The sequence below is a fragment of the Streptomyces sp. SudanB25_2051 genome, from assembly GCF_964272635.1.
Classification (GTDB): domain Bacteria; phylum Actinomycetota; class Actinomycetes; order Streptomycetales; family Streptomycetaceae; genus Streptomyces.
Genome location: NZ_OZ186787.1, coordinates 1,474,271 through 1,494,383 on the forward strand (window position 1 = coordinate 1,474,271; position 20,113 = coordinate 1,494,383).

Sequence of the window (20,113 nt, forward strand, 5' to 3'; positions counted from 1 at the left end):
GTCATTCCCAGATTCCCTGAATCCTCAGGACGCCGGCGAGGAGGCACATCCCGGAGGCGACGGCCAGCAGGACGATGACGCCCTTGGGCATCTTCTGCCGGGTGAAGGAGTACACGCCGCCGGCCAGGAACAGGCCGACGACGATCAGGACGGTCGAAAGCCCGGTCACAGGGCGCCCTTCGTGGACGGCAGGATGCCCGCGGCGCGCGGGTCGCGTTCGGAGGCGTAGCGCAGGGCGCGGGCGAGCGCCTTGAACTGGCACTCCACGATGTGGTGGGCGTTGCGCCCGTACGGGACGTGGACGTGCAGCGCGATCTGGGCCTGCGCGACGAACGACTCCAGGATGTGCCGGGTCATCGTCGTGTCGTACGAGCCGATCATCGGCGCCATGTTCTCGGGCTCGGTGTGCACCAGGTACGGGCGGCCGGAGAGGTCCACGGTGACCTGGGCGAGGGACTCGTCCAGCGGGACCGTGCAGTTGCCGAAGCGGTAGATGCCGACCTTGTCGCCGAGGGCCTGCTTGAAGGCGGCGCCCAGCGCGAGGGCGGTGTCCTCGATCGTGTGGTGCGAGTCGATGTGCAGGTCGCCGTCGGTCTTGACGGTCAGGTCGAACAGCCCGTGGCGGCCGAGCTGGTCGAGCATGTGGTCGTAGAAGCCGACGCCGGTGGAGACGTCGACCTTGCCGGTGCCGTCGAGGTCTATCTCGACGACGACGGAGGTTTCCTTGGTGGTGCGCTCGACCCGTCCTACGCGGCTCATGAGCTCTGCTCCTTCCGAATGGCGCGAACCGCGTCCAGGAACGCGTCGTTCTCCTGTGGGGTGCCCGCGGTGACCCGCAGCCAGCCCGGTACGCCGTTGTCGCGGACCAGGACACCGTGGTCGAGGATGGCCCGCCACATGGCGTGGGCGTCCTCGAAGCGTCCGAACTGGACGAAGTTGGCGTCGGACTCGGTGACCTCGTAGCCGGTGGCGCGCAGCTCCGTGACGAGCCGGTCGCGTTCCGCTTTGAGGTGCTCGACGTACCCCAGCAGCGTATCGGTGTGTTCGAGCGCGGCGAGCGCGGTGGCCTGGGTGACGGCGGACAGGTGGTACGGGAGGCGGACCAGCTGGACGGCGTCCACGACGGCCGGGTGGGCGGCCAGGTAGCCGAGGCGGAGCCCGGCGGCGCCGAACGCCTTGGACATGGTGCGGGAGACCACCAGGTGGGGGCGGCCCTCGATGAGGGAGAGCAGCGAGGGGCGGTGGCTGAACTCGACGTACGCCTCGTCGACGACGACCAGGGACGGCTTGGCCGCCTGGGCGGCGTCGTGGAGGGCGAGGACCGTCTCGGCGTCGACGGCGGTGCCCGTGGGGTTGTTGGGCGAGGTGATGAACACCACGTCGGGGCGGTGCTCGGCGATGGCCCGCGCGGCGGCGTCGGCGTCGAGGCCGAAGTCGTCGCGGCGGGGTCCGGAGATCCAGCCGGTGCCGGTGCCCCGGGAGATCAGCCCGTGCATGGAGTACGAGGGCTCGAAGCCGAGCGCGGTCCTGCCGGGGCCGCCGAAGGTCTGCAGCAGCTGCTGGAGGACCTCGTTGGAGCCGTTGGCCGCCCACACCTGCGCCGGGCCGACCTCGTGGCCGGTGGTGCGGGTGAGGTAGCGGGCGAGCTCGGTGCGCAGCTCGACGGCGTCGCGGTCGGGGTAGCGGTTGAGGTGCCGGGCTGCCTCGCGGACGCGCTCGGCGATGCGCTCCACGAGCGGCTCGGGCAGCGGGTACGGGTTCTCGTTGGTGTTGAGCCGTACGGGGACGTCGAGCTGGGGCGCGCCGTAGGGCGACTTGCCGCGCAGCTCGTCGCGGATGGGCAGGTCGTCGATGCGGATGTCGCTCACCGCGGCACCTTCCATCCGAACCGCGCCTTCACGGCGGCGCCGTGCGCCGGGAGGTCCTCCGCCTCGGCGAGGGTGACCACGTGGTGGGCGACCTCGGCGAGCGCGTCGCGGGTGTAGTCCACGATGTGGATGCCGCGCAGGAAGGACTGGACGGACAGGCCCGAGGAGTGGCAGGCGCAGCCGCCGGTGGGCAGGACGTGGTTGGAGCCGGCGCAGTAGTCGCCGAGGGAGACCGGCGACCAGGGGCCGACGAAGACCGCCCCGGCGTTGCGGACGCGCTCGGCGACGGCGGCGGCGTCGGCGGTCTGGATCTCCAGGTGCTCGGCGCCGTACGCGTCGACCACCCGCAGGCCCTCGTCGAGACCGTCGACCAGGACGATCGCGGACTGCCTGCCGCGCAGGGCGGGCAGGATGCGGTCCTCGACGTGCTTGGTCGCGGCGATCTGCGGCTCCAGCTCGCGCTCCACGGCGTCGGCCAGCTCGACGGAGTCGGTGACCAGGACGGCGGCGGCGAGCGGGTCGTGCTCGGCCTGGCTGATCAGGTCGGCGGCGACGTGGGCGGGGTCGGCGGTCGCGTCGGCGAGGACGGCGATCTCGGTGGGGCCGGCCTCCGTGTCGATGCCGATGCGGCCGGTGAAGTACCGCTTGGCGGCGGCGACCCAGATGTTGCCGGGGCCGGTGACCATGTTCGCGGGGGCGCAGGTCTCCGTGCCGTACGCGAACATGGCGACGGCCTGGGCGCCGCCGACGGCGTAGACCTCGTCCACGCCGAGGAGCGCGCAGGCGGCGAGGATCGTCGGGTGCGGCAGGCCGCCGAACTCCTTCTGCGGCGGGGAGGCGAGCGCGATGGACCCGACACCGGCCTCCTGCGCCGGTACGGCGTTCATGACCACGGACGAGGGGTAGACCGAACGGCCGCCCGGCGCGTACAGGCCGACGCGCTCGACGGGGACCCACTTCTCCGTGACGGTGCCGCCCGGGACGACCTGGGTCGTGTGCGTCGTACGGCGCTGCTCGCGGTGGACGATCCGGGCGCGCCGGATGGACTCCTCCAGGCCGGCGCGGACGGCCGGGTCCAGCTCCTCCAGGGCGCGGGTCAGCGCACTGGCCGGAACCCGCACCTGGTCGAGGGTGACGCCGTCGAAGCGCTCGGCGAACTCGATCAGCGCCGCGTCGCCCCGATGATGCACGGCCTCGCAGATGGGCCGCACCTTCTCCAGGGCGGCTTCCACGTCGAACTCGGCACGGGGCAGCAGGTCGCGCAGGGCGCCGCCGGTCGGCAGGGCGTCGCCTCGCAGATCGATTCGTGAGATCACAGGTCAATTCTCGCAGACGGGCTCCCGGCTCCGGCCGTCCGTATCACTGGCTGATACACGCCACACCACCCACTGGATGTCACACCTGACCGTTAGCGTTCAGTCCGTCACTCAGCGGGAAGAACAGCCGTACGACCAGGGGAAGCGAGGGGGGCGGCATTGACCGAGCCGCACGAGAACCGCGACGGCCTCCAGGACGACGAACTCCACCGCGATCCGCGCGTTCCGGGCGGCGGGCTGCCCGCCGCGCGGCAGGCCGGGACGGCCGGCGGGCTCCGGGGCGGGCCGGCCGGTGACGGGCACGGCGACGCCGGGCACGGCGACGACGGGCGTGACGACGACGGGATGCCCGGTGACCTCAGCCCCGCCGAGCTGGGGATGTGGCAGGCCTTCCGGATCGGCGCCTGGTACGACCTGCGGTCGGGCCATCCGGTGCTGGACGACCCGTTCGCGCCGCGCGCGTGGCCGCACGAGCGGTGCGTCCGGGCCCGGGTGGTGGCGCGGCTGCTGCTGGACGGGCCGCCCGCGCTCGCCGGGCGCGTCTCGGCGCTGAAGCTGCGCGGGGCGCGGATCACGGGGCGGCTGGATCTGGCGGGCGGGACGGTCGCGCCGTACGTGGAGCTGCAGGGGTGCGTCTTCGACGACGAGGTGGTGCTGCCGGAGTCCCGGTTCACGACGCTGCGGATGGTCGGCTGCGCGATCCCCCGGCTGGAGGCGGCCCGGCTGCACACGGAGGGCGATCTGCACCTGCCGCGCTGCCGGGTGGAGCGGGGGGTGCGGCTGACGGACGCGCAGATCGGCACGGACCTGCTGATCAGCCAGATCCATGTGCAGCCGGACCGGCGCGGCAGGGCGATCGTCGCGGACGGCATGTCGGTGGCGCAGGACCTGCAGGCCGAGCTGATCGAGACGTACGGCGAGTTCAGCATGCGCGGCGCGAAGGTCGGGGTGTCGCTGAGCCTGCGCGGCAGCCGGCTGCGGGGCGCTGAGGGGCGGCGGGCGCTGAACGCCCCGCAGCTGAGCGTCGAGCGGACGCTGTATCTGACGGGCGCGTGGGTGAGCGACTCGGTGGGCGGCCAGGGCGACCACCTGGGCGCGACACCGCCGTACGGGCTGGGCGACGTCAACACGCCGATGCGCGGGACGCGGATGCGGCCCTTCGAGTGCCGGGGCGGGGTGCGGCTGGACGACGGGCGGTTCGGGGACGCGGTCGACCTCCACCAGGCGCGGTTCGTGATGGCGTCGGCGCGCAAGGAGGAGCTGAGCCTGCGCAGGATCGTCACTCCCGAGCTGCGGTTCAACTGCGAGCGGCCGGAGGAGGGCCGGGTGGTGCTGAACGGCGCGAAGGTCGTCACGCTGGTGGACCAGGCGGCCAGCTGGCCGGGCCCCGGCGGCCTGGCGATCAGCGGGTTCGTGTACGAGAACCTGGTGCCGTACGGGCACTTCCCGCTGGCGCGGCGGCTGGAGTGGGTGGCGGCGGCGACACCGGAGTACGCCCCGGAGCCGTACGAGCGGCTGGCGGCCGTGCTGCGCGGGTGCGGGGAGGACGCCGACGCCCGCGAGGTGCTGCTGGCCAAGCAGCGGCGGCGCCGCGAGACGCTGCCGCTCGCCGCGAAGATGTGGGGCTACCTCCAGGACTGGACGGTGGCGTACGGCTACCGGCCGGGGCGCGCGGCGGTGTGGATGGCCGTGCTGTGGGCGGCGGGGGCGCTGGCCTTCTCCTTCTACGAGCCGAGGCCCATCAAGAAGGACGAGTTCCCGCAGTGGGACGCGGTGCTGTACACGCTGGACCTGCTGCTGCCGGTGATCAATCTGGGGCAGGAGGGGTACTGGCGGCTGTCCACACCGTGGCAGTGGCTGTCGACGGTGCTGATCCTGGTGGGATGGATTCTGGCCACGGCGGTGGCGGCCGGCGCGTCGCGGCTGCTGCGGCGGAGCTGACCGGGCGCGGGGCGCGCCCGGTCCCCCGAGAGGGGGCGGCGCGGGTGCGGGGTGTCCCCTTCCGTCCCCGCGCCGCCTTTTTCTTTACCGCCTCTTGACGTTCGGCAGGACAACCTTCCCGCCGCTACCAAAGCTTCACACTCTGCTACTGGCGCCGCTCCGACCTGCGGTTTTCAATGGGCGGCACCATGTCTTTGCTCCGCGCCCTGCTGGGCAACGCGCGCACGGTCCGGCCTGGTCAGCCGCCCCGCGACGGGCTGCCGCCGGACGGCTCCGTGCTGCTGGACGCACCGGACGACAGGCTCGGTCCCGCCCTGGTCGCCGCCGCTCTGGGGGATCACATTCCGGCCGCCCGGCTGCTGGCGGCGACCCGGGACGCCGCCGAGTGGGAGTACCGCGACCAGTACGCGGTGCGCCTCGCCGCGTTCGCCCGCAGCCGGGGCGACTGGCTGACCGCGTGGCGGGCGGACGCGCCCGACGACCCGGACGCGCTGCTGGTGGCGGCGCAGCTGGCCGTGGACCGCGCCTGGGCGTCGCCCGCCCGCGCGGAGCTGCTGCGGGAGGTCGAGCCGATGGTCCACGCGGCGGCGCGGGCGGCGCCGCTGGACCCGGTGCCGTGGCGGATCGCGCTGGACCACGCGCGGGGCAGCGAGGTGCCCGGTGCGCTGTTCGAGGCGCTGTGGGAGCAGGCGGTGCGCCGCTCCTCGCACCACCACGGCTGCCATGTGGCGGCGCTGGAGTACCTGTCGGCGCGCTGGTACGGCTCGCACCGGGAGTGCTTCGACTTCGCGGAGGCCGCCGCGTTCGACTCGCTGCCCGGCTCGCTGGTACGGGCGCTGCCGCTGCGGGCGGCGTACGCGCAGCTGGTCGGCGGCGGCGGGAACGGGGTGCCGGGGGCGCGGCTGGACGCCGCGGCCGACGTGGCGGTCGAGCTGTCGGCGCGCTATCCGGTGGGCCACCCCTGGCCGGCGGAGGTCCGCAACCTGCTGGCGTACGTGCTGATGGCGCGGCACCGGTGGGCGGCCGCCCTGGAGCAGTTCCGGCTCATCGGGGCGCGGGCCACGTCGTTCCCCTGGTCGGCGACGGCGGGCGAGGGCGGTGACCCGCTGGGGCGGTTCCTGGAGGCCCGCGAGCTGACCCGGCGCGCGGTGGTGCGCGGGGGGCGCTGAGGCGCGTACGGGGGTGTGCGCGGCGCGCGCGGGCGCGGCGGGCGGTCCCGGTGTGCGGGCGGCCGGACGCGCGCGGCGGGCGGCCATTAGGCTTGACCGCTGTGACCACCGCTCGCCTGCCCCTCTTCCCGCTGAACGCGGTGCTTTTCCCGGGCCTCGTGCTGCCGTTGAACGTCTTCGAGGAGCGGTACCGCGCCATGATGCGCGAACTGCTGAAGACGGACGAGTCGCAGCCGCGCCGCTTCGCCGTCGTCGCCATCCGCGACGGCCACGAGGTGGCGCCGACCGCGCCGGGAATGCCCGACCCGACGGCGCTGCCGGAGCGTGGTCCCGCCGCGGGCTTCGGCCCCGACCCGGCCAAGGCGTTCCACCGCGTGGGCTGCGTCGCCGACGCGGCGACCATCCGGGAGCGCCCTGACGGCACGTTCGAGGTCCTCGCCACCGGGACGACACGGGTGAAGATCCTGTCGGTGGACGCGAGCGGCCCGTTCCTCACGGCGGAGCTGGAGGAGCTGGAGGAGCGGCAGGGCGAGGGCGCCGGCGCGCTCGCCGAGGGGGTGCTGCGGGCGTTCCGCCAGTACCAGAAGCGGCTGGCGGGAGCGCGGGAGCGGACGCTCGCGACGGGTGCCGAGCTGCCCGACGAGCCGTCGGTCGTGTCCTACCTGGTGGCGGCCGCCGCCGTGCTGGACACCCCGGCGAAGCAGCGGCTGCTCCAGGCGCCCGACACGGCGACCCGGCTGCGCGAGGAGCTGCGGCTGCTGCGCTCGGAGACGGCGGTGCTGCGCCATCTGCCGTCGCTGCCGGCGGCCGAGCTGACGCGGGCTCCGACGAGCCCGAACTGACGCGGCGGGTGGTGCGGGCCCGGGCCGACGCCGGCTCCGACGGGCCCGCGGCGCGCGGGCTCCGACGGCCCGGGGCGCGCGGGCTCCGACGGCCCGGGGCGCGCGGGCCTGCGACAGGCATGGACGGACGCGGGAGGGACAGCCACGTGGCGAAGAAGACGAAGAAGCAGTCGGGCGGCACCCCGGCGACGGTGGCGCTGACCGCCGCCGGTACGCCGTTCACCGTGCACGAGTACGCGCACGACCCGGCCTCGCCCTCGTACGGCGAGGAGGCCGCGGAGGCGCTCGGCGTCTCCCCGGACCGGGTGTTCAAGACGCTGGTCGCCGACGTCGACGGAGCCCTCACCGTCGCGGTGGTGCCGGTCGCGGGCCAGCTGGACCTGAAGGCGCTGGCCGCGGCGGTCGGCGGGAAGCGCGCCACGATGGCCGACCCGGCGGCGGCCGAGCGGACGACCGGCTATGTGCGGGGCGGCATCTCCCCGCTGGGCCAGCGCAAGAAGCTGCCGACCGTGCTGGACGCCTCCGCGTCGCGGCACGAGACGATCTGCGTGTCGGCGGGGCGGCGCGGTCTGGAGGTCGAGCTGTCCCCGGCGCACCTCGCGGAGCTGACGGGCGCCGTCATCGCCCCCATCGGCCGGGCCTGACGCGCCCGCGCCCCGGCGCACCCCTCCGGCGGGCCCCGCGGCACCGGGGCCCGTCGCTCAGTCGCGGGGCGCGTCCCCCGGCGCGGGCGGCGGGCCGTACGGGCTGACGTCCCACTCCGGCTCGGGGTCGCGCGGGCCGAACAGCGCCGTGAGCCCCAGGTGGACCACCATCGCGGCGATCGGCCACGCCAGCAGCGCGCCGTACGCCTGGAGTTCCAGCGGCGCGTCGAAGGGGACGCCCTCCCCGACCTGCCGCGCCCGGGCGACCACGTCGTGGGTCGGGCCCAGCAGCGTGCCGGTGCCCCAGCCCAGTACGGAGCCGATCAGCCCGCCCAGGGCGAGGCCGGCCACCACGGCGACACCGCCCCGCCGGTGGAAGAGGAACACGGCGAGCGCGCTGACCGCGCCGAACGCCAGGCCCAGCAGGATGAACACGCCGTCCGCGCCGACCGCGTGCTCCGCCTCCGACTCCGTCAGCAGCACCGACCGGCCGTCCGACACGAGCGGGATGCGCGGCGCGAGCCACAGCCACAGCAGTCCGAGGACGTTCCCGGCGATCGCCACCGCGAGCAGCACCACGGCGCCCTGGCGCACCTCGGCCGCCGTGTCCGGCACCGTCTCCTCGCCCTTCGCGTGGCGGTACGCGGGCGCGGGCGGTGGCCACGCGGAGGCTCCGCCCGGCGTGTCGCCGTGCGGAGGGGTGCTGGGGGCGGCGGCGTCGTTCGGCACGTGCTCACTCGGGGGCTGGTGGGACGGTGGAAGAGGTGCGGTCACCCTGTCATCGTGCCAGGCGCCGCCCGGCGCCGCCTCACCGGACGGCGGCGCGACGGTACGCCCAGGTGGCGACGGCCAGGGAGGCCACCCCGACGGCGGCGCACACCGACAGGTCCAGGGCGACGGCCGCCCAGTCCGGGTGCGCGTCGAAGGTCCGGGCCAGCGCCTCCACCCCGTACGTGGAGGGCAGCAGGTCCCGCGCCCAGCCGATCGGTCCGGGCAGCCGGTCGGCCGGCAGGACGCCCAGCAGCAGCGCCGCCGACATCCCGAGCTGGCCGAGCAGCGTGGCCAGCTCCTGGCGGGGGGCCAGCAGGCCGAGCGCCGCGCCGAGCCCGGCGAGGGCCGCCCCGGCGAGCGGGACGACCGCCGCGAGGACCCACAGGTGGGTGAGCGGCAGCTGGAAGAGGAGCGAACCGGCGACGGCCGTGACGACCGTCCCGGGCACCGTGAAGGAGGCGTACGCCCCGGCGGCGCCGAGCACCACCGCAGCGGGCGGCACGGGCAGCGTGGCGTAGTGGTCGAGGCCGCCGCTCGCCCGGAGCTGCCCGAAGTACTGGGCGAGCAGGTTCAGCGCGACGAACGCCACGACGAGGACGGACGAGCCGGCGACGACCGCGCGGGCCTCGGCGCCGCCGTCGACGACCCCGCGCATCAGGACCATGATCCCGACGGACTGGAAGGTCGCGACGAACAGCAGCGGGATGCGGGCGACCCGGGCACGCGACAGCTGCGCCCGGTACACGGCGGCGAGCGCCGGCAGCAGCCGGGCGCGGGGGGCGAGGGGCGCGGCGGCCAGGTCGCCTTCCGCCCCGGCGGCGGCCGTCCGGACGGTCCCCGTCGAGAGCGCCTCCACAGGCAGGGTGCTCACCGTTTCCCACTCCCGTTCTCAGCCCCGGCGCCCTGTCCGGCGCCGCGCGTCTGTCCCGTACCGGCCGCCGCGCGCGCCGGCGGTCCGGACGCGCGCGGGTCCCCGCCGGGCACCGTGGCGTCGCGTCGCCCCGCGTTCACGACTTGACCAGTCCCTTCGCCTCGCCGCCGAGGGCGAGGTACACGTCCTCCAGGCTCGGCGTGGCGAGCGTGAAGTCGTCCAGCGCCGCGAAGGCCTCGCCGCCCGTCACCGCCGCGACCGCCGCGCGCGCCTCGTCCGGGGCCAGGCGCAGCACCCAGCGGCGGCCCGACTCGCGGGCGAGCGCCCGCAGGGCGGCCACCTCGGGGACGTCCAGCGGCGCCCGCTCGCGCCAGACCAGGTCGACGCGCACCTCGCCGGCCACGCGTTCCTTCAGCCCGGCCGGGGTGTCGCAGGCGATGACCCGGCCGCGCTCCAGGACCGCGACGCGGTCGAGGACGGTCTCCGCTTCTATCACGTTGTGGGTGACCAGCAGCACCGTCGCGCCGTGTTCGGCGCGGCGCCGGTCGACGGCGGCCCAGACGGCGCGGCGGGCCATCGGGTCCATGCCGGTGGTCGGCTCGTCGAGCACGAGCAGCGGGCGCTCGCCGACGAGGGCGGCGGCGAAGCAGGCGAGGCGGCGCTGGCCGCCGGACAGCTTCTTCAGCGGCCGGGCGGCGAGTTCGCCGATGCCCAGCTCGTCGAGGACGGCGTCGCGCGCGGCGCGGGCGTCGCGCGCGGTCAGCCCGCGCAGGCGGCCGGTCGTCTCGGCGGCGAGGGCGACGGTCAGCTCGTCGAGCGCGGTGGACTCCTGGCCGAGGTAGCCGATGAGCCGCGCGGCGCGGTCCGGGTGGCGGACCAGGTCGTGGCCGAGGACCTCGACGGTGCCGGAGTCGGGCCGCATCAGGCCGGTGAGCTGGCGTACGAGGGTGGACTTGCCGGCGCCGTTGGGGCCGAGCAGCCCGAAGATCTCGCCGCCCCGCACCTCCAGGCTGACCCCGTCGGTGGCCCGTACCTCGGGTGTCGCGGGCCTGCCGCGCCCGCCGCGCGCGGCGGGGTACGTCTTCACCAGATCCCGCACCACGCACACCGTACTCACGAGGGATGAGCCTAAGGGGTCGCGGACCCCGGATCGCGCGCGGGGCGGCGCAGCGCGGCCCGCGGCCCGTGCCGCTACTCCCCCGCCGACGGGTTCCCGGCGGCCGCGCGGACGTCGATCTCGCGCCAGAAGCCCGCCCGGATCGCGTACCGGTCGTGTTCGTCGATCTGGTCGTCCTTATGGGCGAGCAGGCCGAACCGGGCGGCGTAGCGGAGGAGTTCGCCGTCGATGCGGTGCGGGATGCGCGGGTACATCGCGGACAGCTTCTGGACGTGGCTCTGCTCGGGGAGCCGCTCCATCCAGCGGCGGGCGAACACCTGGCCGACCTCGAACGGGTCGCCGCCGACCGTGGTGATGTCCTCCTCGCGGTCGGCCCAGCGCTGCTCGGCGCTGGTGAGCTGGGCGAGGGTGGGCAGCGACGCGGTCTCGGGCGGTTCGCCGAGGGCGCCGCCGGGCCGGTCGATCCAGCCGCGGTCGGACGACCAGCGCAGGGTGGCGTTGGCGGGTCCGGCGGGCTGGGTGTTCTGGTGGGCGGCGCTGCGCAGTCCCGCGAGGTCCTTGGGGGTGGGGACGCCGCGCGCCGCGCCGGAGGGGGCGGTGGTGGGGCCGCTGCCGTTGGTGGGGGCCGGGGCGGTCGCGGTGGTGGCCGCGCCGGCCGGGGCGGGGGCGGGAGCCGCGGTGTCGGCGAGCGCGGCGGCCGACGTGGAGGAGGAGCGTTCGGCGGCGGCGAGCGCGGCCTCGGGGAGCGGCGCGGCGAGGATGGCGGCGATCTCGGGGCGCGGCGCGGGGGGCGGGGCGCACGGCCCGGTGAGGTCCTTCGCCCGTACGGCGCGGGTGATCCACGCGCGGTCGAGCACGCGGCGCTCGTCGGCCTCGGCCACCAGGTCCTCGGACTGGTTGTAGTCGCCGTCGGCGGCCTGGACGGCCCACAGGTGGACGGCGACGCCGTGCTCCTTGGCGGACATCAGGCCGGGCAGGAGGTCGCCGTCGCCGGTGACGAGGACGATGTCGGAGCAGGCGCGGTTGCGGGCGAGCTCGGTCAGCTCGGCGTGCATGGCGGCGTCGACGCCCTTCTGGGCCCAGCGGCCGTCGCTGCGGGTCAGGGCGCCGAGCCGGACGGTCACGCGGGGCATGACGCGCAGTCGGCGGTGCTCCGGCTGGGGGACGCGGTCGGGGGCGCCGTCGAACCAGTAGATACGGAGCAGCGGCTGGGCCGTGTCGGCCTCGGCCCGTTCCCGCAGCCCCTGGATGAGGGCGGAGTGGTCGACGGTGATCCGGGAGCGGGCGGGCTCCCCCGCCAGCAGGCTGGCGGCGGCGCCGAGCAGATAGCCGGCGTCCACGAGCACGACGCAGCGGTCCACGTGTTCCACCCTCTTTCGGGAACCTCGGGATCGGAGTTGCTTCGGGTTTCCTTCGAGTCTGCCCGACTGCCGGGTTCTTAACGGCCGGAGCACGATCATCGGCGTGGCGCCTCACCGTAGTGCCTCCGGCGCGTTCTGACTACGGGCCTCCTGCATGATCCACGACTACGGTCCGCAATGATCCAAAATGCGCGCCCCATACCGGTATGTGAGTCTGGTCGCGGTCCTGGCCCCCACATCCCACAGGAGGCACCACCATGGCCAAGAACAAGAAGACCGAGCGTCAGCAGCGACAGGGCGAGCGCGGCGCCCAGCAGGCCCACGACACGTCGATGGAGCGGCAGGCGGAGCAGCGGGCGACCCAGGTGACGCCCGCGGACGTCGCGCAGAAGGGCCGGCAGAAGAGGTTCGGCCACAACTGACGCGGCCGCCGTGTGACCGCGGGTCATACGGAAGGGGCGCGCCCGTGACGACGGGCGCGCCCCTTCCGCGTGCGGGCGCCCGCGGGGGACGGCGCCGATGCGCGCCGCCCCGCCGGGCGAGGGCGCCTCAGCCGGCCAGGCAGGACGGGCCGAGGAGGACCTTCAGGTCGCCGTAGAGCGCCGGGTCCGGCTGGACGCGGTGCCGGTCGAGGCGCAGGACCGTGGTCTTGCGCGGGCCCTGGAGCTTGATCCGCACCTCGGTGTTGCCCTTGTGGTGGCTGAGGATCTCTCCGAGGCGGCTGACCATGGGCGGGGTGACCTTCACCGTGGGGATGGTGAGGACGACCGGCGCGTTGGTGCCCGCCGACGACAGGTCGGGGACCATCAGCTCCATGGCGACGAGCCGGGGCACGTCCTCGCGCTTGTCGAGGCGGCCCTTGACGAAGACGACCGTGTCCTCGACCAGCTGGGTGGAGACCAGCTGGTAGGTGGCGGGGAAGAACATGCACTCGATGGAGCCGGCCAGGTCCTCGACCGTGGCGATGGCCCAGGCGTTGCCCTGCTTGGTCATCTTCCGCTGGAGGCCGGAGATGATGCCGCCGATGGTGACGACCGCGCCGTCCGCGTGCTCGCCGCCGGTGAGCTGGGAGATCGCCGCGTCGGTCTTGTCGGACAGCACGTGCTCGATGCCGAACAGCGGGTGGTCGGAGACGTACAGGCCGAGCATCTCGCGCTCCTGGGCGAGCAGGTAGGACTTCTCCCACTCGATGTCGGAGAACTCCACGTCGAGCCCGAAGCCGGGCTCGTCGCCGCCCTCCTCGCCCATGCCGCCGAAGAGGTCGAACTGCCCCTCGGCCTCCTTGCGCTTCACCGCGACCACGTTGTCGATCATCGACTCGTGGTGGGCGACGAGGCTCTTGCGGGTGTGGCCCATCTCGTCGAAGGCGCCGGCCTTGATCAGCGACTCGATGGTGCGCTTGTTGCAGACGACGACCTCGACCTTGTCCAGGAAGTCGGGGAAGGAGGAGTACTTCCCCTTCGTCTTGCGGCACTTGATGATCGACTCGACGACGTTGGTGCCGACGTTCCGCACGGCGGAGAGGCCGAAGAGGATGACGTCGTCGCCCTGGGCCGCGAAGTTCGCCTCGGACTCGTTGACGTTGGGCGGGAGGACCTTGATGCCCATGCGGCGGCACTCGTTGAGGTAGACCGCCGACTTGTCCTTGTCGTCCTTGACGGAGGTGAGGAGGGCCGCCATGTATTCGGCGGGGTGGTTGGCCTTGAGGTAGGCCGTCCAGTAGGAGACGAGTCCGTACGCGGCGGAGTGGGCCTTGTTGAAGGCGTAGCCGGCGAAGGGGACCAGCACGTCCCACAGCGCCTGGATGGCCTCGTCGCTGTAGCCGTTCTTCCGGGCGCCGGCCTGGAAGATGGTGAAGTTCTTCGCCAGCTCCTCGGGCTTTTTCTTGCCCATGACGCGGCGGAGGATGTCGGCCTCGCCGAGCGAGTACCCGGCGATGATCTGGGCGGCCTTCTGGACCTGCTCCTGGTAGACGATCAGGCCGTAGGTGACGTCCAGGACCTCGCGGAGCGGTTCCTCCAGCTCCGGGTGGATCGGCGTGATCTCCTGCTGGCCGTTCTTGCGCAGCGCGTAGTTCGTGTGCGAGTTCATGCCCATCGGGCCCGGCCGGTACAGGGCCGAGACGGCGGAGATGTCCTCGAAGTTGTCCGGCTTCATCAGCCGCAGCAGGGACCGCATGGGCCCGCCGTCGAACTGGAAGACGCCGAGCGTGTCGCCGCGCTGGAGCAGCTCGAAGGTCGTGGGGTCGTCGAGCGGGAGGCTCAGGAGATCGATGTCGATCCCCTTGTTCGCCTTCACCATCTTGACGGCGTCGTCCATGATCGTGAGGTTGCGCAGGCCGAGGAAGTCCATCTTCAGCAGGCCGAGCGACTCGCAGCTCGGGTAGTCCCACTGGGTGATGGTGACGCCGTCGGTGTGCCTCACCCAGACGGGGACGTGCTCGGTGATGGTCTCGCTGGACATGATCACGCCGGCGGCGTGCACGCCCATCTGCCGGACCAGGCCCTCCACGCCGCGCGCGGTGTCGATGACCTTCTTGACGTCCGGCTCGTTCTCGTACATCGCGCGGACCTCGCCCGCCTCGCTGTAGCGGGGGTGCGAGGGGTCGGTGATGCCGGAGAGCGGGATGCCCTTGCCGAGGACGTCGGCGGGCATGGCCTTGGTGATCCGGTCGCCCATCGCGTACGGGTAGCCCAGCACCCGCGCGGAGTCCTTGATCGCGTTCTTGGCCTTGATGGTGCCGTACGTGCCGATCATGGCGACCTTGTCGGCGCCGTACTTCTCCGTGACGTACCTGATCACCTCGACGCGCCTGCGCTCGTCGAAGTCGATGTCGACATCGGGCATGGAGACGCGCTCGGGGTTGAGGAACCGCTCGAAGATCAGGCCGTGCGGGATCGGGTCGAGGTCGGTGATGCCCAGCGCGTACGCCACGATCGAGCCGGCCGCGGAGCCCCGGCCGGGGCCGACCGCGATGCCCTGGTTCTTCGCCCACATGATGAAGTCGGCGACGACGAGGAAGTACCCCGGGAACCCCATCTGAATGATGACGTCCATCTCGTACTCGACCTGCCGCTGGCGGTCCTCCGGGATGCCGCCCGGGAAGCGGCGGTGCATGCCGCGCTGGACTTCCTCGCGGAACCAGCTGACCTCCGTGTGGCCCTCGGGGATGTCGAACTTCGGCATGAGGTCGCGCTTCTCGAACATGCCGGTCAGGTCGACCATGTCGGCGACCAGCCGGGTGTTGGCGCACCCCTCCTGCCAGGCGTCCGAGGAGTCGATGGCGTACATCTCCTCGGTCGACTTCAGGTAGTAGCCCGTGCCGTCGAACTTGAAGCGGTCGGGGTCGGAGAGGTTCTTGCCGGTCTGGATGCACAGCAGCGCGTCGTGCGCGCCGGCCTCGTGGGCGTAGGTGTAGTGCGAGTCGTTGGTGACCAGCGGCGGGATGCCGAGCTTCTTGCCGATCTCCAGCAGGCCGTCGCGGACCCGGCGCTCGATCTCGATGCCGTGGTCCATCAGCTCCAGGAAGTACCGCTCCTTGCCGAAGATGTCCTGGTAGTCGGAGGCGGCCTTGAGGGCCTCGTCGAACTGGCCGAGCCGCAGCCGGGTCTGCACCTCGCCGGACGGGCAGCCGGTGGAGGCGACGAGCCCCTCCGACCACTTCGAGATCGTCTCCTTGTCCATGCGCGGCCACTTCTGCAGCCAGCCCTCGGCGTACGCGTCGGAGGAGAGGCGGAAGAGGTTGTGCAGTCCGGTGTTGTTGTACGCCCAGATCGTCTTGTGGGTGTAACCGCCGGAGCCGGAGACGTCGTCGCGCTTCTGGTGCGGCTGGCCCCACAGGACCTTGCGCTTGTTGCGCCGCGAGTCGGGCGCGACATACGCCTCGATGCCGATGATCGGCGTGATCCCGGCCTTCCGGGCCGAGTGGAAGAAGTCGTACGCCCCGTGCAGGTTGCCGTGGTCGGACATGGCGATGTGCGTCATGCCCATCTCGTTGCACGCGTTGAACATGTCCTTCAGCCGCGCGGCACCGTCCAGCAGGGAGTACTGGGTGTGCACGTGGAGGTGCGTGAACGGCGGCTTCGACACGATTGCGGCCTCCGGGGTCGGGAGCGTCGGAAGGGATCGGGGACGACTCGGAAGTCTACGGCCCCCCACTGACAACCGGGCTCCGCCGCGGGGGGCGGCGGGCCGGGTACGAGGGGCCCCGGCGTGGCGCGGCGGGCGGGCCCCGAGGCGCGGCGGGCGGGTGTGGCGGACGGGTCCCGGGATGCGTGGCGGGCGGCCGTGGGGGCGGGCCCATGGGCATGGCGGGCGGCCGTGGCGCCGGGCCCCGAAGGCGTGGCGGGCGCCTCGCGGGGGCGGGCACTCGGGGGCGGGCCCGAGCGTTGGAGCGGTCGGAACACCCGTCCGTTTTGTCATGCACGCCACGCTGTGGTGTGCGCGTGTCAGGAGGCACCCCGCGATGCCGGTCCCGCAGCCCACCGCCCAGGAGCGCGGCGAGCAGATCCTCTCCGTGTTCGACACCGCCTTCGGGGAGCTCCTCGCGGCCGACCCGGCGGCGTTCCGGGTCAAGTTCCGGAAGATGGCGCACTCCGCCTTCGCCTTCTACCGGGGCTCCGCCTGCCTCTTCTACGCCGACCTCGAAGGGGAGCTGCGGGAGGGCGGTCCGTACCTGGACGAGCGGACCGGCCGGGTCTGGGTCCACGGCGACCTGCACGCGGAGAACTTCGGCACGTACATGGACGCCAACGGCCGGCTGGTGTTCAACGTCAACGACTTCGACGAGGCGTACGTCGGCCCCTTCACCTGGGACCTCAAGCGCCTGGTCGCCTCGCTGGCGCTGCTGGGGTACGCGAAGGCGCTCGGCGACGACCAGATCACCACGCTGGTGCGGCTGTGCGCGGCGGCGTACCGGGAGCGCATACACGCCCTGGCGGCCGGCGCCCGCGACGAGGAGGTGCCGCCGTTCACGCTGGACACGGCCGAGGGGGCGCTGCTGAGCGCGCTGCGGGAGGCCAGGTCGCTGACCCGGTTCGGGCTGCTGGCCACGATGACGGAGATCCGGGAGTACGAGCGCCGCTTCTCCCCCGGCGGGGGCGCGATCGACCTGGACGCCGCGACCCGGTACAAGGTGCTGGCCGCGTTCGACGGGTACCTGGAGACGCTGCCGCCCTCCAGCCTGGGCCGCCCGGACTCGTACCGGGTGAAGGACGTGGTGGGGCGGCGCGGGATCGGCATCGGGTCGGCCGGCCTCCCGTCGTACAACATCCTCCTGGAGGGCAACAGCGACGCCCTGGAGAACGACGTGGTGATCTACATGAAGCAGGCGCAGGTCCCGGCGGTCTCCCGGCATGTGACGGACCCGGCGGTGCGGGGGTACTTCCGGCACGAGGGGCACCGGACGGTGATCTCGCAGCGGGCCCTGCAGGCGCACGCCGACCCGTGGCTGGGGTGGACGGAGCTGGACGGCGCGGGGCAGCTGGTCGCGGAGGTCTCGCCGTACGCGGTGGACCTGGACTGGTCGGACATCGACGACCCGGAGGAGATGGCCGCGACGGTGGCGGACCTGGGCCGGGCGACGGCGACGATGCACGCGGCGGCGGACGACGAGAGCGGCCACTCGCTGGTCCCGTTCAACACGGAGCGGGCCATCGACGCGGCGATAGCCGCCGACGAGGAGGGGTTCACCGGGATGCTGGTGGACTTCGCGCACACGTACGGGGCGCGGGCGCGGGCGGACCACCAGATCTTCGTGGACCTGTTCCGCAACGGCCGGATTCCGGGGCTCCGCTGACCTCATTCCGCTGATCATCATCTTTTAGGGACCGCTTACGCCCTGTCATGGCACACTCTCGGACGATGGACGACATGACCGGGACCCAGCTGAGGGGGGTACGGGCGGCGATCTTCACGGCACTCGTCGTGACGCTGTCCGTCGCCTCCCATGTGCTGCTGTCCCGGGTGCCGCTGCCGCTGACCGCGGTCCTGCTGGTCGCGGCCGCGGTGTTCGCCGTGGCGTACGCGCTGGCAGGGCGGGAGCGGGGGTTCTGGCCGATCGCCGGTCTGCTGGTCCCGCTGGAGCTGGCGGCGGACACGGTGTTCACGGCCGGCCAGCACACCTGCTACGGCCCGTCGGGCGGCCCGGTCGCCGGCTCGCTGCGGGCGGTCGGCGTGGACGTGCTGTGCGGTGACGCCGTGGGTACCCCCCTGCCAGGGGTCGCCGTGCCGGAGAGCGCGGCGGCCGCGGTGCTGCACTCCGGCGACCCGGCGGTGCCGTGGCTGCTCCTCGCCGCGCACATCACGGTCGGCCTGGTCGCCGCCGCCTGGCTGCGGCGGGGCGAGGCGGCGCTGGCGCGGGTGCTGCGGGCGGCCGGCTCGTCGGCGTTCCGCCCGCTGCTGGTGGCGTGGGCGGTGGCGACGGCGCGGGGGCTCGCGCCGCGGCCGGTGCCGCGCGCGGCCACCGGCCGCCGTACGGCTCCGAGGACGCGCCTGCTGGTGCACTCCGTCGGCCGGAGGGGACCGCCGCCCGGGCTCGCGACCGCCTGAGCAGCACAGCCCCCTTCGACCACCGATCACCGCGCGGTGATCACCCCACACACGGAGAACACACCACCATGAGCGCACGCAACAGCAAGGCCAACAAGGCGGCGGCCCGCGAACGGCTGCGGGAGGAGCGCGAGCGCCAGGCCAAGCGGGACAAGATGCGCCGGCAGATCACCGTCGCCGCCTCCATCGTCGCCGTGCTCGGCCTCGCGGGCGGCATCGGCTACGCCGTCGTCCAGGCCAACAAGCCGTCCGCGTGGGAGGCCGCGAAGGACGTCAAGAGCGTGAAGGCGCCGAAGAACACGACCGGCGAGAACGGCACCACGGTCGTGATCGGCAAGCCCTCGGCGAAGAAGACGCTCCAGGTCTTCGAGGACTCCCGCTGCCCGGTCTGCGCGGTCTTCGAGCAGCAGGTCGGCCCGCTCATCGAGAAGGACGTCGAGGCGGGCAAGTACAAGATCCAGTACGTGGGCGCGACCTTCCTCGACGGCGACGCCATGAGCGAGAACAAGGTCGGCTCGTTCGGCGAGGGGTCCAAGAACGCCCTCTCCGCCCTGGGCGCGGCGCTCGACGTCAGCCCGGAGGCCTTCATGAAGTTCAAGGCCGCGATGTACTCGGCGAAGTTCCACCCGGAGGAGTCCAAGGACGAACTCGCCAAGGACTCCTACATCCTGAAGATCGCCGACTCGGTCCCGGAGCTGAAGGACAACGCGGCGTTCGAGAAGAACGTCGAGGACGGCACCTTCGACGCCTGGGCGCTGAAGATGTCGGAGACGTTCGACAAGAGCGGCGTCAAGGGCACCCCGACCCTGAAGATGGACGGCAAGCTCGTCACGGACGCGGGCGGCAAGAACGCCCCGATGACGGCCCCGGAGTTCACCCAGGCCATCGAGAAGGCCCTGAAGGGCTGACCGCCCCCGCCCCCGGCCGCCCCGCCCCTCGGCGCGGGCGGCCTTCTTTTGTGCCGGCGTGCGTGAGCTTCCGGCAGCCCCCGTCCCTTTCCGTGTGGCTGGAAGCCGACGACTCGCTGTCTGCACGCCATCTTCTTGACGCCAGATCTGGCACTGGTGCGTGGCCTTGCTGCGGCGCAGGTGCCACGCCAGGTCTCACACGAAACTGCACGTGCGCCGCCGAATCGGCACGACGGCGGACCGCCGGTGTCAGACCCGAGCGTGACTCCCTCGCCGCAACAAGCCTTCGTCGAGCTCTCTTGGTAGGTGCCGTTCCAGCCACGGCCGTGTGATGCCTTCTTGCTGTTGGATAACAATGGTCCAACTCATCCACTCACACGGGGGGAAGGAGTCCACTGCATGGCGTGGGACGAGTGGGAAAAGTTGAAAGCCGAAGCACGTGCCAGGTCCGAACAGATGCGCCTGAACATGCTCGAGCCCCAGCCGTCCGGGGGAGGCGTTGCGGGAGACCTGAAGGTCAATCAGCAAGACCTTGCAGCTGTGGGAAACAGTGCCTTGTCCGCGTGAAGGCCGCCATGGATGCCGAATCAGCGCTCGAGCCGCTGCTCTAGTCCCACATACGATTTGGCAGGCGCCGTAATCGGGGCTATCGCGAGTGGCTACTTCGGGGGCGTTTCCGGCATGGCCGTAGACCGGTTAACGGAAGGCGCCAAAGCGACGGCGCGCTTGACAGAACCTTGTACAAGCGGCCCAGTG

Annotated in this window: 18 protein-coding genes; 9 read left to right on the forward strand and 9 right to left on the reverse strand. The window is 72.9% G+C overall.

Annotated features, from left to right (window positions below; genetic code table 11):
- Position 1 precedes the first annotated feature (1 nt).
- The 4 genes from ACSUPT_RS06530 to hisD are packed head-to-tail and all read right to left on the reverse strand — an operon-like array spanning position 2 to position 3,184.
- Entirely contained in the window at positions 2 to 169 is a 168-nt protein-coding gene (locus tag ACSUPT_RS06530) for a hypothetical protein (RefSeq protein ID WP_023589164.1), read from the reverse strand.
- Positions 166 to 759 (reverse strand): imidazoleglycerol-phosphate dehydratase HisB, encoded by a 594-nt coding sequence (gene hisB, locus ACSUPT_RS06535; RefSeq protein WP_030492957.1) that lies wholly within the window; start codon positions 757 to 759, stop codon positions 166 to 168. Before hisB ends, ACSUPT_RS06530 begins: the two co-directional genes overlap by 4 nt.
- A complete protein-coding gene (locus ACSUPT_RS06540; protein WP_351967399.1) occupies positions 756 to 1,868 on the reverse strand; it encodes a histidinol-phosphate transaminase in 1,113 nt (370 codons plus the stop codon). Before ACSUPT_RS06540 ends, hisB begins: the two co-directional genes overlap by 4 nt.
- Positions 1,865 to 3,184: a histidinol dehydrogenase gene (gene hisD, locus ACSUPT_RS06545; protein ID WP_351967398.1), complete on the reverse strand. Its 1,320-nt coding sequence runs from the start codon at positions 3,182 to 3,184 to the stop codon at positions 1,865 to 1,867. The genes ACSUPT_RS06540 and hisD overlap by 4 nt, the downstream gene beginning before the upstream one ends.
- A 345-nt stretch (positions 3,185 to 3,529) precedes the next feature.
- Between hisD and ACSUPT_RS06550 the strand changes: the two genes are divergently transcribed.
- From ACSUPT_RS06550 to ybaK, 4 genes are all read left to right on the forward strand, one after another.
- Positions 3,530 to 5,125: an oxidoreductase gene (locus ACSUPT_RS06550; RefSeq protein ID WP_351967462.1), complete on the forward strand. Its 1,596-nt coding sequence runs from the start codon at positions 3,530 to 3,532 to the stop codon at positions 5,123 to 5,125.
- Positions 5,126 to 5,313: 188 nt separating this feature from the next.
- Positions 5,314 to 6,294, forward strand: coding sequence for a hypothetical protein (locus tag ACSUPT_RS06555; RefSeq protein ID WP_399217370.1), 981 nt, complete (start codon positions 5,314 to 5,316; stop codon positions 6,292 to 6,294).
- Positions 6,295 to 6,395: 101 nt separating this feature from the next.
- Positions 6,396 to 7,136 carry an LON peptidase substrate-binding domain-containing protein gene (locus ACSUPT_RS06560; RefSeq protein WP_351967396.1) on the forward strand — a complete coding sequence of 247 codons (741 nt, stop codon included), beginning with the start codon at positions 6,396 to 6,398 and terminating at the stop codon, positions 7,134 to 7,136.
- Between the two features lie 146 nt (positions 7,137 to 7,282).
- Positions 7,283 to 7,780 carry a Cys-tRNA(Pro) deacylase gene (ybaK, locus tag ACSUPT_RS06565; protein WP_351967395.1) on the forward strand — a complete coding sequence of 166 codons (498 nt, stop codon included), beginning with the start codon at positions 7,283 to 7,285 and terminating at the stop codon, positions 7,778 to 7,780.
- A gap of 57 nt (positions 7,781 to 7,837) precedes the next feature.
- On the opposite strand, the gene ACSUPT_RS06570 is transcribed toward ybaK, so the two are convergent.
- The 4 genes from ACSUPT_RS06570 to ACSUPT_RS06585 all read right to left on the reverse strand — a co-directional run bounded on the left by ACSUPT_RS06570 (position 7,838) and on the right by ACSUPT_RS06585 (position 11,900).
- Positions 7,838 to 8,554: a DUF2567 domain-containing protein gene (locus tag ACSUPT_RS06570; RefSeq protein ID WP_399217369.1), complete on the reverse strand. Its 717-nt coding sequence runs from the start codon at positions 8,552 to 8,554 to the stop codon at positions 7,838 to 7,840.
- Between the two features lie 34 nt (positions 8,555 to 8,588).
- Positions 8,589 to 9,407 (reverse strand): ABC transporter permease, encoded by an 819-nt coding sequence (locus tag ACSUPT_RS06575; RefSeq protein ID WP_403499947.1) that lies wholly within the window; start codon positions 9,405 to 9,407, stop codon positions 8,589 to 8,591.
- Between the two features lie 151 nt (positions 9,408 to 9,558).
- Positions 9,559 to 10,530: an ABC transporter ATP-binding protein gene (locus ACSUPT_RS06580; RefSeq protein ID WP_361657678.1), complete on the reverse strand. Its 972-nt coding sequence runs from the start codon at positions 10,528 to 10,530 to the stop codon at positions 9,559 to 9,561.
- An 83-nt stretch (positions 10,531 to 10,613) separates the two neighbouring features.
- Complete coding sequence (locus ACSUPT_RS06585; RefSeq protein WP_351967459.1) at positions 10,614 to 11,900, reverse strand: NYN domain-containing protein; 1,287 nt, start codon at positions 11,898 to 11,900, stop codon at positions 10,614 to 10,616.
- Positions 11,901 to 12,157: 257 nt separating this feature from the next.
- Between ACSUPT_RS06585 and ACSUPT_RS06590 the strand changes: the two genes are divergently transcribed.
- Positions 12,158 to 12,322 (forward strand): hypothetical protein, encoded by a 165-nt coding sequence (locus ACSUPT_RS06590; RefSeq protein WP_361657548.1) that lies wholly within the window; start codon positions 12,158 to 12,160, stop codon positions 12,320 to 12,322.
- A gap of 127 nt (positions 12,323 to 12,449) precedes the next feature.
- Here the strand turns inward: ACSUPT_RS06590 and dnaE are convergent, their stop codons facing one another.
- Positions 12,450 to 15,989, reverse strand: a complete 3,540-nt coding sequence (dnaE, locus tag ACSUPT_RS06595) for a DNA polymerase III subunit alpha (RefSeq protein WP_436943673.1) — start codon at positions 15,987 to 15,989, stop codon at positions 12,450 to 12,452.
- 376 nt (positions 15,990 to 16,365) lie between these two features.
- On the opposite strand from dnaE, the gene ACSUPT_RS06600 reads away from it, so the two are divergent.
- The 4 genes from ACSUPT_RS06600 (at position 16,366) to ACSUPT_RS06615 (ending at position 19,924) form a co-directional block, all read left to right on the forward strand.
- A complete protein-coding gene (locus tag ACSUPT_RS06600) occupies positions 16,366 to 17,697 on the forward strand; it encodes a DUF2252 domain-containing protein (RefSeq protein ID WP_436943675.1) in 1,332 nt (443 codons plus the stop codon).
- Positions 17,698 to 17,771: 74 nt separating this feature from the next.
- The gene (locus ACSUPT_RS06605; RefSeq protein WP_361657543.1) at positions 17,772 to 18,449 is read left to right on the forward strand and encodes a hypothetical protein; all 678 of its coding nucleotides are present in this window, start codon (positions 17,772 to 17,774) and stop codon (positions 18,447 to 18,449) included.
- A gap of 68 nt (positions 18,450 to 18,517) precedes the next feature.
- Positions 18,518 to 19,357 carry a DsbA family protein gene (locus ACSUPT_RS06610; RefSeq protein WP_351965637.1) on the forward strand — a complete coding sequence of 280 codons (840 nt, stop codon included), beginning with the start codon at positions 18,518 to 18,520 and terminating at the stop codon, positions 19,355 to 19,357.
- A 399-nt stretch (positions 19,358 to 19,756) separates the two neighbouring features.
- Positions 19,757 to 19,924 carry a hypothetical protein gene (locus tag ACSUPT_RS06615; RefSeq protein WP_404142377.1) on the forward strand — a complete coding sequence of 56 codons (168 nt, stop codon included), beginning with the start codon at positions 19,757 to 19,759 and terminating at the stop codon, positions 19,922 to 19,924.
- The last annotated feature ends 189 nt before the right edge of the window (positions 19,925 to 20,113 follow it).

Excerpts from the sequence above, each read along its gene's own strand:
- hisB (WP_030492957.1), bottom strand. The coding sequence starts at position 759 with ATGAGCCGCGTAGGACGGGTCGAGCGCACCACCAAGGAAACCTCCGTC.
- ACSUPT_RS06550 (WP_351967462.1), top strand. The coding sequence starts at position 3,530 with ATGCCCGGTGACCTCAGCCCCGCCGAGCTGGGGATGTGGCAGGCCTTC.
- ACSUPT_RS06555 (WP_399217370.1), top strand. The coding sequence starts at position 5,314 with ATGTCTTTGCTCCGCGCCCTGCTGGGCAACGCGCGCACGGTCCGGCCT.
- ACSUPT_RS06590 (WP_361657548.1), top strand. The coding sequence starts at position 12,158 with ATGGCCAAGAACAAGAAGACCGAGCGTCAGCAGCGACAGGGCGAGCGC.
- ACSUPT_RS06600 (WP_436943675.1), top strand. The coding sequence starts at position 16,366 with ATGCCGGTCCCGCAGCCCACCGCCCAGGAGCGCGGCGAGCAGATCCTC.
- ACSUPT_RS06605 (WP_361657543.1), top strand. The coding sequence starts at position 17,772 with ATGACCGGGACCCAGCTGAGGGGGGTACGGGCGGCGATCTTCACGGCA.
- ACSUPT_RS06610 (WP_351965637.1), top strand. The coding sequence starts at position 18,518 with ATGAGCGCACGCAACAGCAAGGCCAACAAGGCGGCGGCCCGCGAACGG.
- ACSUPT_RS06615 (WP_404142377.1), top strand. The coding sequence starts at position 19,757 with ATGGCGTGGGACGAGTGGGAAAAGTTGAAAGCCGAAGCACGTGCCAGG.